The organism is Ktedonosporobacter rubrisoli (genome assembly GCF_004208415.1).
Classification (GTDB): Bacteria; Chloroflexota; Ktedonobacteria; order Ktedonobacterales; family Ktedonobacteraceae; genus Ktedonosporobacter; species Ktedonosporobacter rubrisoli.
The window spans coordinates 9,517,209-9,530,851 of sequence record NZ_CP035758.1 but is presented as its reverse complement, the minus strand read 5'-3'; the positions used below and the strand labels follow the sequence as shown (position 1 = coordinate 9,530,851).

14 protein-coding genes and 1 pseudogene are annotated in these 13,643 nt (G+C 50.8%); 4 read left to right on the top strand and 11 right to left on the bottom strand.

The features are described 5' to 3' along the window. The 11 genes and pseudogenes from EPA93_RS40970 to EPA93_RS40925 all read right to left on the bottom strand — a co-directional run bounded on the left by EPA93_RS40970 (position 1) and on the right by EPA93_RS40925 (position 8,125). The gene (locus tag EPA93_RS40970; RefSeq protein WP_129893074.1) at positions 1-945 is read right to left on the bottom strand and encodes a hypothetical protein; all 945 of its coding nucleotides are present in this window, start codon (positions 943-945) and stop codon (positions 1-3) included. 1 nt (position 946) lies between these two features. Continuing rightward, entirely contained in the window at positions 947-1,438 is a 492-nt protein-coding gene (locus EPA93_RS40965) for an ATP-binding protein (protein ID WP_129893073.1), read from the bottom strand. Positions 1,439-1,537: 99 nt separating this feature from the next. Further along, positions 1,538-2,686, bottom strand: a complete 1,149-nt coding sequence (locus EPA93_RS40960; RefSeq protein WP_129893072.1) for an acyl-CoA dehydrogenase — start codon at positions 2,684-2,686, stop codon at positions 1,538-1,540. 420 nt (positions 2,687-3,106) lie between these two features. Next, entirely contained in the window at positions 3,107-3,397 is a 291-nt protein-coding gene (locus EPA93_RS40955; RefSeq protein ID WP_129893071.1) for an RNA recognition motif domain-containing protein, read from the bottom strand. Between the two features lie 153 nt (positions 3,398-3,550). After that, a complete protein-coding gene (locus tag EPA93_RS40950) occupies positions 3,551-4,306 on the bottom strand; it encodes a hypothetical protein (protein ID WP_129893070.1) in 756 nt (251 codons plus the stop codon). A 47-nt stretch (positions 4,307-4,353) separates the two neighbouring features. Further along, complete coding sequence (locus EPA93_RS40945) at positions 4,354-4,740, bottom strand: hypothetical protein (protein ID WP_129893069.1); 387 nt, start codon at positions 4,738-4,740, stop codon at positions 4,354-4,356. 227 nt (positions 4,741-4,967) lie between these two features. Continuing rightward, positions 4,968-5,120 (bottom strand): hypothetical protein, encoded by a 153-nt coding sequence (locus EPA93_RS48795; protein ID WP_165423729.1) that lies wholly within the window; start codon positions 5,118-5,120, stop codon positions 4,968-4,970. Positions 5,121-5,433: 313 nt separating this feature from the next. Next, positions 5,434-5,692, bottom strand: a pseudogene (locus EPA93_RS51190) (chemotaxis protein CheB); the annotation flags it as partial. Between the two features lie 58 nt (positions 5,693-5,750). After that, positions 5,751-6,578 (bottom strand): slipin family protein, encoded by an 828-nt coding sequence (locus tag EPA93_RS40935; protein WP_129893068.1) that lies wholly within the window; start codon positions 6,576-6,578, stop codon positions 5,751-5,753. Positions 6,579-7,250: 672 nt separating this feature from the next. Continuing rightward, positions 7,251-7,568 carry a hypothetical protein gene (locus EPA93_RS40930; RefSeq protein ID WP_129893067.1) on the bottom strand — a complete coding sequence of 106 codons (318 nt, stop codon included), beginning with the start codon at positions 7,566-7,568 and terminating at the stop codon, positions 7,251-7,253. A 47-nt stretch (positions 7,569-7,615) separates the two neighbouring features. Next, complete coding sequence (locus tag EPA93_RS40925; RefSeq protein WP_129893066.1) at positions 7,616-8,125, bottom strand: pentapeptide repeat-containing protein; 510 nt, start codon at positions 8,123-8,125, stop codon at positions 7,616-7,618. Between the two features lie 823 nt (positions 8,126-8,948). On the opposite strand from EPA93_RS40925, the gene sufB reads away from it, so the two are divergent. The 4 genes from sufB (at position 8,949) to rnpM (ending at position 13,179) form a co-directional block, all read left to right on the top strand. Next, positions 8,949-10,352 (top strand): Fe-S cluster assembly protein SufB, encoded by a 1,404-nt coding sequence (gene sufB, locus EPA93_RS40920; protein WP_129893065.1) that lies wholly within the window; start codon positions 8,949-8,951, stop codon positions 10,350-10,352. A gap of 560 nt (positions 10,353-10,912) precedes the next feature. Further along, complete coding sequence (locus tag EPA93_RS40915; protein ID WP_129893064.1) at positions 10,913-11,461, top strand: hypothetical protein; 549 nt, start codon at positions 10,913-10,915, stop codon at positions 11,459-11,461. 180 nt (positions 11,462-11,641) lie between these two features. Continuing rightward, positions 11,642-12,835 (top strand): transcription termination factor NusA, encoded by a 1,194-nt coding sequence (gene nusA, locus EPA93_RS40910; RefSeq protein WP_129893063.1) that lies wholly within the window; start codon positions 11,642-11,644, stop codon positions 12,833-12,835. 38 nt (positions 12,836-12,873) lie between these two features. Then, complete coding sequence (gene rnpM, locus EPA93_RS40905) at positions 12,874-13,179, top strand: RNase P modulator RnpM (RefSeq protein WP_129893062.1); 306 nt, start codon at positions 12,874-12,876, stop codon at positions 13,177-13,179. The last annotated feature ends 464 nt before the right edge of the window (positions 13,180-13,643 follow it).

The window sequence follows — 13,643 nt, the reverse complement described above, 5'->3', positions numbered from 1 at the left end:
TTACGCAGTTGGAGGGGAACAACTCCGTATGGCTTGCTCAAGCTCAGCATCTTGATAGGGGAAGCGCCGCAACACATCCAGAGCAAATTGCTGGCCTTGAGGATCAGCGCGCGATAACTCTTGCAAGAGAAACTCTTTATAGATCTGCAAGAAATGATTCTCAAAGGCCAACGTACGTTCACAAATGGCCCTTAACGCTCGCCGCTCATCTGCCTGGACAGGAATGAGGTAGTGCCACTTATTTCTGCACAGCTCATAAATATCCTGCAGCAATTGCCCCCATTCATCGCTAAAGCAGGCCTGATAAACTTTATGGCAATCGCGCTTGCGCACAACATAGCGCCCGGCCTTAAAAGCCAGGATGCCGGTAGCAGACCAGCTAACCAGGCGGATCAGATCCCTGGTACAGTTGACCTCCTCTCCATTTTCCAGGCGCCATTTGCGTCGATCATAGCCGTAAAACTCCGCCGCCGGATCGGGAAAAGTGAGAGGGGAATGCAGCGGAAGAGAGCGCCCAAAAAGATGGATAGTACGCCAATACGAGCTATGCATGCGATCGCGCGCCCATTGGATAAGCGGAACTATGGGCTTATCCTGCAGCATATCCTCGCCGTAAACGAGCAAGCTGCCCAACTTAAGGAGAGGAGAAACGCCGCCCAGCAGGCTTTGCTCATCAATTACCTCGATATCCAGTTCCAGAGGAGCGAGCGTGGTCGCAAACTGCATAAACTCGGCAGCTCTGTTTTGCTCCTCGACATCAATAAAGCTATCCTTGAGGATAATCTTCAAGTCAAGGTCACTGGAAGATATACCGCTTCCATCGGCAAAGCTCCCCTCGATGTAGACGCTACAAGCCCGCGCCGGGAAAACCTCAACAAAAGCTAGCAGAACTCTACGCAGCACAGCATCTACCCGTGCCACATGCGTGGAGTTCCGTAAGCTCATCTCATCCATGAGTTTCTTCAGCCTTTCTATCGACTGGCTCAGTATAGGGCTCAACGGCAAAGCTTCCATCGTCGCCAGCCCGCACCTGATACAGCCTGGCAAAGCCCTCGGCAAAGCTCGGTGGCACAAGTTTCTTGCGCGTGGTAAAAATCGCCACATCGGGTACGCGAGCCTTACCGGAGCGTTGCTTATTGCGCTCAAGGCTCAGCTTCACCTCCGGCACAAAGTAATAGCCAGTGATCTCAGCCTGATACTGCTGTCCCAGCCTGATGAGAGCCGCCCGACTCTCAAGCGTCGGATTCGTATTATCCACCACCACGGATGTTCCCGCTTGCAAGGCTGCCTCAATAAGCTCTTGTTGCCTGTGCTCGGGACGCCGATTGTTGCTCAACAAATCCTTGCTCACATATGTGTAGCCCTTTTCACTCAAACGCGTGCGAAAAAAAGTGCTCTTTCCTGCGGCCTGTAAGCCAATAAAAATAATAAGTTCCATCTTATCTCACAAAAAATTCGATTGCTGCATAATTTACCAGCCAGGCAAAAAAGACAGCAATCGGGCGACAGAGCCAAATAGAGAGTTTCGTGCTACGAGCTAGGAAGCCGTGAGCAATGCGCGCGCAATCACCAGGCGCTGAATTTGATTGGTCCCCTCATAGATCTGCGTGATCTTTGCATCGCGCATCATACGCTCAGCCGGATATTCCTTCATATACCCGTAGCCGCCCAGCACCTGAATCGCATCATTGGTCACCTCTATGGCCGCATCGGAAGCAAACATCTTAGCCATGGCCGAATACTGGCTAAAGTTCTGCTCGCCGCGATCAATCATCTCAGCGACGTTATAGACCATCAGGCGCGCAGCCTCGACCTTTGTCGCCATATCCGCCAGCATAAACTGAATGCCCTGATTTTCAGCAATAGGCTTATTAAACTGGATGCGCTGCTTGGAATAGCTGACAGCCAGATCGAGCGCCCCCTGCGCAATACCCAGGGCCTGCGCGCCAATGCCTGGACGAGTCCGATCCAGCGTTCTCATCGCAATCTTAAAGCCATCGCCCTCTCGTCCCAGCAGATTTTGCGCGGGCACCTCGCAATCGGTAAAGATCAACTCCGCAGTCTGCGAGCCCTTGATCCCCATCTTATCCTCGATGCGTCCCACCGAGAAGCCGGGAAAATCCTTATCAACGATAAAAGCGCTGATACCGCGCGTACCGGCGGCCGGATCTGTCAGGGCAAAGACCGTATTGACCTGAGCCAGACCGCCATTCGTAATGAAACGCTTGGCCCCATTCAGAATATATGTATCGCCCTTGCGCACCGCCACAGTGCGCATAGCAGCAGCATCCGAGCCAGATCCGGCCTCCGTCAAACCGAAAGCCGCCAGCCACTCGCCGCTAGCCAGGCGGGGAAAATACTGTTTTTTTTGTTCATCCGTCCCGGCCAGCAGAATAGGCGTTGAACCAAGTTGCTGGACAGCCAGAAGCAAGCCCGTCGTCGCACAGCAGCGCGATAGCTCCTCAATCGCCATAACCATGGCTAGCTCACTGGCACCAACCCCGCCATATTCTGCAGGAAAAGGCATTGCCAGGATATCCTGTTGCGCCAGGAGCTCCTTCATATCCCAGGGAAACTCACCGGTATGATCTATCTCTGCCGCACGGGGCGCAACTCGCTCCTGTGCGAGCTCGCGGATCGCCGCTATTAAAGCCTGTTCATCCTCGGCAACATGCGCTATGGCCATATATCTGCTCCTTTGCATATGTATAGTGGTCAAGATGATCAAGATACGTGCTCTTGCAGTACCCTATAAATGGATCGAAAGAAAGTGTGAGTAATAGCTCTCGACCACCGGCCCCGCTGTACCAGAGGAACCCGGATACGTCGACTATTTTGTACTAGGATTATAGCACACAGGAGGGACCAGCCAGCCACGCGCAAAGCAGGATAATGCAGCCAGAGCCTAATTACCAGGCCTTGACGAGAGGCTCGTCCTTGACCCTCATGGGGAGGATATTTGAGGCAATTTGACGGGATGAAGAAATAATGGTTATACTTGTTCCCTTCCCAAAGAGAACAAGTATAAGGGTTTTCAGGTGCCCCTCAGCCAATCAGCAATAACAGCGTGTTGAGGGTGCTCCTTTCGTTCTGCAAAACGCGGATGTTAGTAGCGCGAAGAGTCGCTGTTAGACTGCCACCGTGAACCAGTGGACTGACGCTCTCGTGCCGGGCTCACGACGATGGTTCTTCCATCCAGCGGTGCACCATTAAGCTGCTCAATAGCAGATTGCCCTTCTTGTAGGCTGCTCATCTCAATAAAGCCAAAGCCTTTACTGCGTCCGGTCTCACGATCAGTGATCACGCGTACATCGGTAACTGTTCCTATCTGCTCAAAGAGACGGCTCAGTTCTTGCTCATTGGTTTGGTAGGGAAGTCCCCCAACATATAGTCTCATAAAAAATGCTCCTGGTCGTCACAGTTCATTTCACGCTCGAAGAAACCGTTTCTCACAGAAGCAATGGAATGGTGGTGTGATATCATACACTCATGAAAACATGCGAAGCAGGACATTTATTCCCTTGCGCATCCCATATTTTCTCCCCTGGCGCTAGATGTAGTTTTCTCCATTTCGCTCTACCTTGTTGATCTGATATCCCTGTTCATCCATGTGAGGTCCGAAAAATTCGAGGCGGTAGACGCCATCTGGACACGTGATTTCATGATAGTAACAGAGATGCGGGAAAGCGACGGTTTGAACGGAACTTCCATGATCTCTCGCTTGTGGGAGGAACGCCTCAAATCCCTGCCTTGCCTCAGCGCGATCGACATACTCATGGAGCTGCCCATCAGCGGCCATCACGGTGTAATGGGTCGTATAGGGAAACTGGAAGCAGGGAGCCAAAAAGCTGACCGTGCTGAGATCGCTGCCATCGAAGAGGGTAGCTGAATCAGAAGCGAACCACGCCTGCCAGGAGGCGTTAGAGAAATTCCCTCTGCGCGGATCAAGATAGCGCACAGCATAATTGGTTCCAGAGACTGCTTCTGGCTGAAGTACAGCGTTGCCAAAGATGATGGTGCGCATGTTACGATTCGCCCCCCAGGGAACAAGGGCTCCTTTCGAATGCACCCAAAGGCTCTCGCCGTAGAGCAGAACCGGTGTGCCCTGTTGATTGGCGGCATGGGCTTCGGCCTGTGCAATCTCCTGCCATGTGGAGAGAGGAACGTAGAAGTTCACAATCTGTTTCATAGCCCACGTGAAATCGGGAACAGACAGTTCCTTCCCATTACGCAGGCGGGCATGATATGTTCGTTCAAGCAGCCATGTTTCACTCTGCTGCTCTGAGTACGCACTCGTTCTTAGCATTGCTCAATCCTTTCGTCTCGTTCTGATAGGCCAAACAAGATTCTTCATTACGACCTGGCAAACGAGAGAGGTAGCACTTCGCCAACCTCAGAAGTAGCATCTTTGTCCTGGGCCCCGCCATCATCAAGCCAGCGTTGCATCGCCTCGGCCTCAGCAATTATGTTCCGCAAACTCTCAGCGGGAAGAGAATTTTTCCCTTCGTGTTCTCGAACTGCCAATCTTGTAGGCGGTTGGCAAGCCCTGCCCAGCTCTTGATCATAGCAATCGTACACCATCTGATCGCTGCGCCGCGCTACCGGTCTCTGCCCTGCTGGTGGCTGGGTGACAAGTGGTCCTGGTTTGGAAGTCGGCCATTGTGGGTAAACGATCCGGCCCGGTCTTGTTTCTTTCGCCTCATTTCCAGATGAGGGAATGTATTGATAGGTAGTTGCCATAGCTGTCGCCTTTCCTGGTGAAACAGCCTGACGTTTGTGGTCAGCGCTTCTCGCGTCGAGTGCGTACAAACCAGGAGCGTCTACTGCTTAAATTCTACGATGGTAGTTATTTTGCTGCTATTTCTTCGCGCGCCTCTCGGCCGCATGTGAATGATAGTCATGGAGCCAGAGGGAGCCCACAAGGAGCGTAAAGAGCATAAATGGGCTGCCAACCGCCAGAGCACATCTTAGACGTGATCATGCTCATGGCTGCGTGGCTTTCCCGCCTTGAGTTCCTGGCGCCGGTAGGATGCATCACCAATCCAAAGGCCGCAAACAAGGATCACCCCGAGTAGGAGCGGAAGAATAAACGGGCCCATGGGAAGCAGAAACGAGAGCATAGTGTTCTCCTTTGCTATTCTCAGCAGACACACACATTGCGTCTGGAAAAAGAGAGGGTACACAAGCGGGAGAGCAAACAGGACCATCCTGGAAAGTGGCTTTCTCTGATGGAGGTGTGTTCTGAACGCCAGCCCTACTAAAGACATGGCTGAAGAGGATGGCCTCATAAGAAGATCTATGAGACACTCTAATTATACACTATTTTTGAGAAAAATGCAATATTTATGAAATTGCAGAAATTGCATTTTTCTCTAGCACAGCAGTGAAGCATATTTATAGGCGAGAGAGCAGGAGCGGAGCCAGTGCTCCACGAGGAATAACATACACCTGGTTTGGTTCCACCAGCATGCCATCTTGTCCTTCGTGCACTGGCATCGTGGTTACACGCGCAAGCAGGAGGCAGGAGGCTCATATGCGTGGGGTCCAAGTGCTGAATCACGACGTAGGCCATACCCGTAGCCTCTGGCAACTGCTCAAACAACTGAGTAAATGCTTTGAGGCCGCCAGCGGAAGCACCAATTCCTACGATGGGAAAGCCGACCGATGGCTTTAAAAAAGGTGTGGTCTCCATACTGTGCCCTTCTGGGCGTACATCCTCTTAAAGAAGATGCATCTAGCCCCTCGAATCCTCAGTGAGTCATTGCTGGCTCTTTGCTACGAGAGCCGTTTAGGGGCTCTTGAACAGCCCTATCTGCCTGGTGTTGCATGATCTCCATCAGTGGTGCAAGCAGATCCATTGGGAGCGGGAATATAACGGTTGAGTTCTTTTCGACCGCGATCTCAGTCAGCGTTTGCAGATAGCGCAATTGCAAGGCGGCAGGCTGCGAGCCGATGACTTCGGCTGCTTGCGCGAGCTTGGTCGAAGCCTGCAATTCTCCTTGAGCATGGATCACTTTCGCACGCTTCTCCCGCTCCGCCTCCGCCTGTTTCGCCATAGCACGCTGCATAGTCGCTGGCAACTCTACATCCTTAACCTCGACCGCTGTCACTTTCACGCCCCAGCGCTCCGTTTGCTCATCAATGATGACTTGCAAATCACGATTGATCTTGTTGCGTTCTGCCAGGAGCTCATCTAGTTCTGATTGACCCAGGACATTCCGTAAGGTGGTCTGCCCAATCTGAGTTGTCGCCTGCTGAAAGTTTACCACATTGACGACCGCCGCGGTTGGGTCAAGGACATAGAAGTAGAGCACAGCCGTCACCTTGATGGTCACATTATCGCGGGTGATCACTTCTTGCGGTGGCACAGTAAGAGTGACGATGCGCAAATCGACTTTGCGCATATGTGAGATAAGTGGGGGCACCAGAAAGAGGCCTGGCCCCTTTGCTCCGGTCAAACGCCCCAGCACAAAGATCACGCCACGCTCATATTGCTGTACCACGCGAATCGCCGAGAGCGCCAGAAACACCAGGAGGAGAACAATGGCCCCAAACACAAACCAGACGAGTGGATTCATAGGAAGCCTCCTTACGGCTTAACAAACGAAGGAGGGCAAAAGCCTTCCGCTTCAATAGTGCCCTTTACAGTTCTCTTTCAATCGCACTTCTTCCTCACGCGGCAAGGAGCATGTCTTCCATTGACGTGATCCATCGCAGGAGGTGAAGAAGGGAGAAAAGCGGAGAGAGCAAGCGAGACCATCCCGAACAGTACGTTGCGCTGATGGAGAAGTGTTCTGAGCGCCAGTCATACAAAGGACATGGCTGAAGGGGCAAGAATCATAAGCAGATTCTCATGACTGTACAAGTATACCCTATCTCAGGCGAAAAAGCAACATGCATTTGTGAAGTATTCAGGAAATGTATAAGTTCATGAGGGAAACAGGCGGACTGAAGTAAATATACATTATTCTTCTGGATCGTAAATCCATTTACTCGCTTCGCGTGAAATATCGTGAAACATACTTTACGCCAGGGCTATGTAAGAGAGAAATGCATCGTTCTCTCGACAAACAACGATTATATATAGAAACAATCAACTAACGACAATGTAAACAGGCTCTTGCTAAAACCATGCTCCCACATGAAGGACGAACACGAAGGCATAAGAACCTTGTGTGCTCAGCGAGGAAGGAGGTATTAACAGGGGTACACCCTCTTGAATCCTCCTTTTCCACACTCATCTGGCTACTTTACTTTGCTGAGCCTTCAGCCTGTTTGATGAGTTTTGTCATGAGGGTCCAGGAGACCGATTTGAAAAGAAGGAGTTTGCTCTCATCGCTAAATTGATCCCAAAAGCTGTGTGGCAGAAGAATAGCTGACTCAAACCATATATCCTGTACCTCATTACTTCCCAGGCGACGTATCATACGTTCAACAAAGTTGAGATAGTCTGCTTGCTCCACGGGTGTAAGCGCCTCCCAGTCCTTTCGCTCAGTTGGTATATTCAGGAAACTAGAGAGATGACTGTAGGCAGCTCTTGCCAGAACAATGCGAAGCTCTTCCTTCATACGTGCCTCCTCTCTCGGCGCCTCGCCTCTCTTAAGTGCATTGTCACTCACAGGGCAACCTGCTCATGGTGTGTATCGTCCAGCCAGGCTTCATGGAGATCGATATGGCGCAGATCTGCTTTGCTGAGGTCTACACCTGACAAGTTCGCATTTTTGAAATTTGCATTGCGGAGAATAGCGTTGTCCAGACATGCTTCACGGAGATCAGCGTCGCTGAAATCTGCCCCTGTCAAGTTCGCGCAGCAGAGGATAGCACCTCGTAGGTTGGCCCCATGTAGCTTTGCGTGAAGGAGACCGGCATGGCTCAGATTGGCTTCTCGTAAGTCTGCTCCTCGTAAATCTGCTTCTCGTAAATCCACATGTTGGAGATCTGCTTTCTGCAAATTGACTTCAGTCAGATCTGCACCTCCCAGATTATAGCCGCTAAGCTGGGCTTCATGGAGATCGGCCTCGTGAAGGTCCGGCTCGAAAGCCCGGACATCAGGATAGGCTTGTCGCCATGTATTCCAACGGGTTGTTCCTGCCGAAAGAAGAGCGAGTTGTTTCTGACTAGCCATAACTTTCACGTCCTTAGTTTTGGTAAAGTAAAAATGGGCCTGGAAAAACGTTAAGTAAGAGGCGCTTCTCCTTCGGGCAGGCCTGCAGAACTCTTAACAGACAGAAACGCATTACTTAGACACGATCAGGAGAGCAATTTGGTTTCGTTCCATCCGCCCGTTTGTCGGCTTTGTTATGGTAGGGCATAAAGCCAAAACACATTCAAAGAGCACGGATATGAGCAATAAGGCCAGCAATGATGGCATTTGTTTCTCCTTCGCTATTGACTTCCAGAGGCACTTGCTGAGAAGGAAAGAGGCACGTGCATGCAGCGAGCAAGTATACCACTTTGAGAGAGGAGTAATCTCAGCAAAGATTTCTTCGAGGAAACTCGCAGCAAGTTCTATGAGTTTCTTAAAGTTTACACTATTTTTGAGAAAAATACAATATTTATTGAAGCAATTTCGAATATTGGGCAGAATGATAATCTGCCACGTTCCTCATTGTCTAATAGAGATCGGTTTATTATTTATAATGATGATCAACACTTTTAAATATTTGACAATTATTTCATATTTGTTCTATAATAGAGTTGCAAAAAGAAGCAATACAAGTCTCTTTCTGCCAACGGAAACAGCTTCGGTACTTCCCTATTTCTGTTCTCTCCCTGGAAGGACCACAGAACAACCTCTTGGTCAATGTGGATTGATGAAGCGTTAGGAATACTGCAACGGCCATTATCCATTGCAGGAGCCAGAGACGCATGAGTAATCCGAGAAGTGAGAAACGCCGTGACGGGAACAGGAGTTCCTACATAAATAGTATAGGACGGAGTGAATTCTGATGACTAATCAGCTATATAATACGGAACAACAGGACTATGCACCTGGCTTCCACATGGCCGAACATTATGCATTCAAGTCTGAGCGTGGACTGAGCAGAAAGATTGTTGAGCAAATCACAGAAATGAAGGGCGAACCTGATTGGATGCGCAAATTTCGCCTCAAGAGCCTGGCCCTCTTCGAGCAACGACCAATGCCCACATGGGGAGCCGACTTATCAGGAATCGACTTCGACACTATCTACTACTACATCAAGCCAGTTGAGCAGCAGGGGAAGACCTGGGATGACATTCCTTCTGAGATGAAAGAGACCTTCAATCGCCTGGGAATTCCCCAGGCGGAGCAAAAGTACCTGGCTGGCGTAACGGCTCAGTACGAGAGTGAAGCAGTTTACCATAAGGTGCGCGAGGATCTGGGAAAATTGGGCGTGATCTTCACCGATATGGATACCGCATTACGGGAGTATCCAGATATCATCAAAGAGCATTTTGGTACCGTTATTCCCCCCTCTGACAATAAGTTCGCCTCGTTGAATAGCGCGGTGTGGAGCGGTGGCAGCTTTGTCTATGTTCCTGCCAATGTGCGTGTCGAAATCCCCTTACAGGCATACTTCCGCATCAATGCCCAGAATATGGGCCAGTTTGAGCGAACCCTGATTATCGCCGAGCCAGGTTCCTATGTGCATTACGTCGAGGGCTGTACAGCCCCCACCTATGCCAGCGATAGCCTGCATAGTGCGGTTGTCGAGATCAAGGTGCGGGAAGGGGCCCGTGTGCGTTACACCACCATCCAGAATTGGTCGAAGAACGTCTACAATCTTGTCACGAAGCGTGCTGCCGCCTATCGAGACGCCACAATGGAATGGGTTGATGGGAACCTCGGTTCGAAGATTACCATGAAGTATCCAGCAGTTCTGTTGATGGAGCCGGGCGCACGTGGCGACATCCTCTCTGTGGCTTTTGCTGGCAATGGGATGCACCTGGATGCTGGTGCCAAGGTTACGCACCTTGCTCCTTACACTACGTCCCAGATCCTCTCGAAATCAGTCTCCAAGGGGACTGGGCGGGCCTCGTATCGTGGCCTGGTCCGCGTCAACCCCGGCGCGCACCACACAAAGTCTAACGTGCGCTGTGATGCGCTCTTGCTGGATGAGCTTGCACGCACCGATACCTATCCCACTATTCGTGTCGAAGAGAACCAGACTGAAATTGGCCATGAGGCGACTGTCTCTAAGGTCGCTGGTGACCAACTCTTCTACTTGATGAGCCGTGGCCTTGATGAGTCGGAAGCCTACTCGCTAATCGTGAATGGTTTCATTGAGCCAATCACAAAGGAACTTCCAATGGAGTACGCGGTTGAACTAAATCGCTTGATCCAGTTAGAGATGTCAGGTAGTGTAGGCTAAGCAGGCAATAGCTTAGATTGCCACAAGACCCCTCCTTGCGACTTCTGGATCCGTCAGAAATTGCGTTGCCTTGATCCCGCCTTGCGCCATGCCACCGTAGATGAGCTGCAAGGCGGGATTTCTGAACTCGGCGCAGTCGTCGTCTTCGACGACAAAGTACATCAAAGTCTACACACGAGAGTTGAAACCAGCACACATTTGACTCTATCCCCAAACAAGGCTTTGTCAATAAGCCTCCTAGAGAGACGGCAAGCGACCGATGACGCATTGCTCTCGCTGAGCTCTCTGCTGCGACACTAAGCCTCCAGCGATAGCGGCAAGAGGAAGAATGATAAACAGGTATGGCTTGCCTGGCCAGAGCAAGATCTCGTCTTTTGTACACGAACCAGAAATGCGGCAATCTTCTCAACAGCATCGTACTTCCCACCAGAACAATCCAGACATACCAAAAAGAAGAGATAATAATTCCCCGCAGAGACGTCATATACTAAAAGGGACGACGTGATAAGAATAAAGTTTCCTTATACACTGTTTGTATATGTGATAGAGGAGAAACACCGATGGATTTATCACAGTCATTTAGCACCCTGCTCCAGACATGCACTGATGGCTTTGTCTGGGCCGTGCAACAGATGCCCGTAAAGCATCTCTATGATAGTCCGCCAAAGCGACCAGAAGCCTGGTCAGTTGCACGCCACGTCTTCCATCTTCAATTTCAGGAGGAGACTGTCGTGCTGCCAACCATGCGCCTATGGCTACCAATAGAATATGCTGCCTATCCCGCAGAAAAGGATAGGCTGGCACATAGCGCTGAAGAGCTCATTACGCGTTACAAAGAGTACGAGAACCTGGCCCGTGACGAAGAGACGGCCTGGCTTCAGCATAGCGGCCTGGATCTGCTGCTAACTCGCTTTAGAGAGGGAAGGGCAGCGCAGATAGCCTTGTTACTGTACTTCTCGGATGCCGCCTGGGAAGAGCCTAACGAGACAGTCTGGGGCAAGGTAACCCTGCGTTGGGTAACAACGAAAACCTACCAGCATACAGCAGAGCATACGCATGAAGTCCTGCGCATGGCATTATTCTGGGCCGGATTACGAGCACAAGAATGACGCAAAATGAAGCATCACTACTAGCCAAACAGCAATATACATGCTATAATTACGTATAGAATTGAGGAAAACATCTTGAGAAAAGTGGGCAGCCCCCACTTTTCTGTTTGCCAGAGACATTTTTGCACTCGAAAAAATGAAGTAAATTTCTACTGGGCACCAGCGGGAGGAGCATGGCATATGAGGAGCGAATTTCAGGCGGCTATCGCACAACTAATTGCCGAAAAGGGGCTACCCCGCGAAGTGGTAATGGAGACCGTAGCCACCGCCCTGCTTGCAGCGTATCGTAAAAGCTTCGGTGGAGGGGAAAATGTGCGCATCGAAGTTGACAAGAACGGGGAAGTGCATGTATGGGCCTCAAAACGAGTAGTAGCCCAGGTCAAAGACCCGAATGAAGAGGTCTCTCTGGCAGAGGCACAGCGTCTTATTCCTAATGCAGCGCTCGGCCAGTTCATCGACGTCGATTCATCGTTCATCTTCGCGCGTATTCCAACCCAAACGGCCAAGCAAGTCATTTTGCAGCGCATTCGCGAAGCCGAACATGAGCATCTCTACGATCAAATCAAAAACTGGGTTGGCGAAATCCGTCTAGGCATCCTGACACGCAAAGATCCCGTTCGCGGCTGGCTCATCGACTTTGATCTTGATAAGGCTGACAAAGTAGAAGGTGTAATGCCACCTAGCGAAGAGGTTCCCACCGAACGCTATCGCTCCGGTCAACGCCTCCGTGTCTATGTATATGATGTACGTCGTGTCCAGGGGCGCATGCTGCAAATCCTTGTCTCACGTACGCATCGCGATCTTGTACGTCGCCTCTTTGAGTCGGAAGTTCCCGAAATCTATGAGGGCGCTGTCGAGATCAAGGCGATCGCGCGCGAGCCCGGCAGCCGTTCCAAGGTTGCAGTCGTGGCTCGGCAAGAGGGGCTTGACCCAATAGGCTCTTGCGTCGGTGTACGTGGATCTCGGATCAATAATATCGTACACGAGCTCAATGACGAGAAAATCGATATTATTCAGTGGAGCCCTGAGCAGGCCAACTTTGTCTCGAATTCCCTGAGCCCGGTAAAGCCACTTAAGGTGGAACTACGCGACACAGACCATACCGCGCTTGTGACGGTACCCGAGAAACAATTGTCCCTCGCAATCGGTAAAGATGGACAAAACGCTCGCCTTGCCGCCAAGCTCACCGGATGGCGCGTCGACGTCGCTAAACCGAGCGAAGGCGAAATATATGAAGAGCATTCCAACGAGGTCGAAGAAGCACTCACTTCTTATCCAACACGCCGTGAACGCTCAGGACGTCACGAGCGCGGAGAAGAGAGCGGCCGGCGCTCAAATCATCGCAGAAGTGGTAACAGGCATAGCTCTTACTAAGAGCAAGAGTGGGATCACCAGAGAGTCAGAGGGTGCGTATGGCGAAAGCAGCCCAAAAACAACCTAAACGAGCCAAACATATTCCTTTAAGGACCTGTGTCTCCTGCCGCGAGACAAAACCTAAGCGCGAACTCTTACGCGTCGTACGTACGCCGGATAACCATGTCGTGATTGACGCGACTGGCAAGAAATCCGGGCGCGGGGCTTATCTCTGTGCCCGGCTCTCTTGTTGGGAGACCGCTATCAAAAAGAAGCGTCTCGAACAGGAATTTGAGATCCCGATCTCTGAGGAAGATCGGGCTGGACTCGATGCTTATATCGCTACCTTACCGAAAGAGGCGTGAGAGTACTGGTCCAGTGTAGCAAGCACATCAGGTAAGAAATAGAGCTTGCTGATGCACGTGCTACAGTTTAAACAATCTGCATAATATTGCAATGATCTGTCCAGTAAGCTATACTGAAAGAGTAAGTTTTACTAGACAGTGTGTTATCGTCCCTCTCCTTCTCTGTGAAGGAGAGGAAGTTTTCAATACTGGCATCCAATCTAACGGTTGGATGAGGATTGAACAATGCGTCAAATTATCTCTACTCTTGATAGAGACACAGCCCCTCGTCTAAAGGGCAGTTGTAGCAAGCGAATGTTTGCGGAGCGATCAGCTATGATTATATAAACCATAGCCACTACGCCAGAGAGCGCAGACTGAAACATGCCTGGCACTGCACCAACGAGGGTCTGTCCCCTCTCTCTTTATGAGACATTTAGAGGGTGACAGGCCTTTTTTATGGCTGTGAAGAGAGATTTCCGCCG

What these genes read in the sequence shown, in the direction of transcription:
- EPA93_RS40970 (WP_129893074.1), bottom strand. Translation starts at nt 945, where the DNA reads ATGAGCTTACGGAACTCCACGCATGTGGCACGGGTAGATGCTGTGCTG.
- EPA93_RS40965 (WP_129893073.1), bottom strand. Translation starts at nt 1,438, where the DNA reads ATGGAACTTATTATTTTTATTGGCTTACAGGCCGCAGGAAAGAGCACT.
- EPA93_RS40960 (WP_129893072.1), bottom strand. Translation starts at nt 2,686, where the DNA reads ATGGCCATAGCGCATGTTGCCGAGGATGAACAGGCTTTAATAGCGGCG.
- EPA93_RS40955 (WP_129893071.1), bottom strand. Translation starts at nt 3,397, where the DNA reads ATGAGACTATATGTTGGGGGACTTCCCTACCAAACCAATGAGCAAGAA.
- EPA93_RS40950 (WP_129893070.1), bottom strand. Translation starts at nt 4,306, where the DNA reads ATGCTAAGAACGAGTGCGTACTCAGAGCAGCAGAGTGAAACATGGCTG.
- EPA93_RS40945 (WP_129893069.1), bottom strand. Translation starts at nt 4,740, where the DNA reads ATGGCAACTACCTATCAATACATTCCCTCATCTGGAAATGAGGCGAAA.
- EPA93_RS48795 (WP_165423729.1), bottom strand. Translation starts at nt 5,120, where the DNA reads ATGCTCTCGTTTCTGCTTCCCATGGGCCCGTTTATTCTTCCGCTCCTA.
- EPA93_RS40935 (WP_129893068.1), bottom strand. Translation starts at nt 6,578, where the DNA reads ATGAATCCACTCGTCTGGTTTGTGTTTGGGGCCATTGTTCTCCTCCTG.
- EPA93_RS40930 (WP_129893067.1), bottom strand. Translation starts at nt 7,568, where the DNA reads ATGAAGGAAGAGCTTCGCATTGTTCTGGCAAGAGCTGCCTACAGTCAT.
- EPA93_RS40925 (WP_129893066.1), bottom strand. Translation starts at nt 8,125, where the DNA reads ATGGCTAGTCAGAAACAACTCGCTCTTCTTTCGGCAGGAACAACCCGT.
- sufB (WP_129893065.1), top strand. Translation starts at nt 8,949, where the DNA reads ATGACTAATCAGCTATATAATACGGAACAACAGGACTATGCACCTGGC.
- EPA93_RS40915 (WP_129893064.1), top strand. Translation starts at nt 10,913, where the DNA reads ATGGATTTATCACAGTCATTTAGCACCCTGCTCCAGACATGCACTGAT.
- nusA (WP_129893063.1), top strand. Translation starts at nt 11,642, where the DNA reads ATGAGGAGCGAATTTCAGGCGGCTATCGCACAACTAATTGCCGAAAAG.
- rnpM (WP_129893062.1), top strand. Translation starts at nt 12,874, where the DNA reads ATGGCGAAAGCAGCCCAAAAACAACCTAAACGAGCCAAACATATTCCT.